We start from the raw sequence: 2,258 nt of genomic DNA, 5'->3' as shown, positions 1-2,258 counted from the left end.
TCGCGAATGTGGTCGTTCTCGCAGAAGGGGTGTCGGGATTGCTTGGCACTCGCGCAGGCCTGCGCGAGATGCCGAAGCCGGAGACCGTGGCGCTTGCCGTCAAGGAAATGCATTTCTTGCCCGAAGAGGTCATTGGCCAGCGGTTCGGGGTCAAGGGCGATGAAGGCTGCGTAATCGAGGCCGTGGGCACGATCTCTCGCAGCATGGCCGGGCTCGGCTTCCTTTACACCAACAAGGAGTCGATATCACTCGGCATCGGCTGCCTGGTCTCGGATTTCGCCGCGACGATGGAGAGCCCGTCCGCCCTCCTGGATGCGATGAAAAACCATCCTTCGATCCGGCCGCTGATCGCTGGCTCGGAGGTGAAAGAATATGCCGCCCATCTTATCCCCGAAGGTGGTTACAAGGCCATTCCGCAGCTCTTCGGCGACGGTTGGGTCATCGTCGGCGACGCAGCGCAACTGAACAATGCCATTCACCGTGAGGGTTCGAACCTTGCCATGACCTCGGGTCGTGTCGCGGCTGAGGCGATCATCAAAGTCAAAAGCCGCAACGGTCCTATGACCAAAGCGAACCTTGCGCTCTACAAGACGATGCTGGATGACTCCTTTGTGATCAAGGATCTTAAGAAATACAAGGACATGCCAGCCTTGCTCCACACCAATTCCAGCAACTTTTTTGACAGCTATCCGCGGCTGATGTCGCATGCCGCTCAGAACTTCATGCGTGTCGACGGCACGCCGAAGATCGAGAAGGAAAAGAACACCACGGCCGCCTTCATCAACGCGCGCTCGCGCTGGGGGTTGGTCAGCGACGCGGTCCGCCTGGCATTGGCATGGCGCTGAAGAGGGTACAAGATGACGATCGCAGTGACGAAGGTTCGTGTCGAGGACAAACTTTACCAGAACCGCTATCTGGTCGATTCCGGCCGCCCCCATATTATAGTGCGACCGCACGACAAGCCAAGCGCGAACTTGCTTGCGTTGACCTACGTCTGTCCGGCGAAATGCTATGAGTTGAATGACAAGGGTCAAGTCGAGATCACCGCCGACGGCTGCATGGAATGCGGCACCTGCCGGATATTGTGCGAGAAAGGCGGCGACATCGAGTGGAACTATCCGCGCGGCGGCTTTGGTGTCCTGTTCAAGTTCGGATGATCAGCCGGGACCGTGCCAAGAGCATGCCGGCAGCGAGCAACTGCGGCACACCATGAGCCTCTCCATCCACTTGCAAAGAGCTAGTGAATATTGGCCTTTCGCAATTCAAATTTCCTTGACTCGTTAGCGGTGTCCTCAGGCCACGGCGCTGCCCTGTGCGCCGGACTTACCACCGGTCACGTGGTCGAGCCCCTTTGGGACAACGCCCGGCCATCGTGCCGGATGGCAGCCACAACGGCCGGTGAGCAAGTGGAACGGCACAACCCATGGCAAAGACGTATGTGCTAGTGCATGGTGCCTGGCATGGCGGATGGTGTTGGCGGGACGTGGCTGCCAATCTTCGCAAGATGGGATGCCACGTGACCACGCCGACCAGGTGTCGGCGAACGCGCACGTTTGCTGTGCAAGGACATCACGCCCGACACATTCGTGACCGACATCGTCAACCACATTGTGACGGAAGAGCTGAGCGATGTGATCCTTGTCGGTCACAGTCTAGGCGGCATCAGCATCACCGGCGCCGCCGACCGGATACCCGACCATATCAGCCATCTCGTTTATCTCGACAGCGCCATCGTCGAGAGCGGTCAAAGTGTATTCAGCACCATGCCCCCCGACATCGTCGCGGCCCGTCGAAAATTGGTTGCGGAGGAAGGACGGGGTATCTTCATGCCGACTCCGCCGCCAACAGCATTCGGCATTCCCGAGGGACACTCGCTCACGGACTGGGTGCGGCGCCGGATAACACCGCATCCGGCAGGCACCTACGAAAGCGGACTTAAGCTCGAGCACCCGCTCGGCAACGGCAGACCCCGAACCTATGTCGTCTGCACTAATCCACTCCACCCGCCGATGGCGGGAGCGCGAGAATGGGTCGCGAAGCAGGATGGCTGGGCGTGGCAGGAACTCGCCACTGGCCACGACGCAATGATCCTCGCGCCGACGGAAGTTGCTCTCCTTCTTAGCGCAGTCGGCTGAGGAACCAAGTAGGGTGAGCGGCGGCCGATTCTCAGGCCGTGGCCTTGAGCTCTGGTGCACGGATAGGCCCAACGGGTCGTTCCGGTGGCGCCACCGAAACCACTAGGCGGGAGTGGCCTGTCC

The 2,258-nt window shown here is 60.0% G+C and carries 2 protein-coding genes and 1 pseudogene; all 3 read left to right on the top strand.

Annotation, left to right across the window (positions count from 1 at the left end; all coding sequences use genetic code 11):
• Positions 1 to 845 (top strand): annotated as a pseudogene (locus tag EOA36_RS33735) (FAD-dependent oxidoreductase); the annotation flags it as partial.
• 12 nt (positions 846 to 857) lie between these two features.
• Positions 858 to 1,157, top strand: a complete 300-nt coding sequence (locus tag EOA36_RS33730) for a ferredoxin family protein (protein WP_024505235.1) — start codon at positions 858 to 860, stop codon at positions 1,155 to 1,157.
• Positions 1,158 to 1,553: 396 nt separating this feature from the next.
• On the top strand, positions 1,554 to 2,135 hold the full coding sequence (locus tag EOA36_RS33725) for an alpha/beta fold hydrolase (RefSeq protein ID WP_287152319.1): 582 nt from the start codon (positions 1,554 to 1,556) through the stop codon (positions 2,133 to 2,135).
• The last annotated feature ends 123 nt before the right edge of the window (positions 2,136 to 2,258 follow it).

It is taken from the genome of Mesorhizobium sp. M8A.F.Ca.ET.021.01.1.1 (genome assembly GCF_003998025.1).
GTDB lineage: Bacteria > Pseudomonadota > Alphaproteobacteria > Rhizobiales > Rhizobiaceae > Mesorhizobium.
Note: the sequence above shows the minus strand (reverse complement) of the source record. Positions and strands in the feature narration are given on the sequence as shown.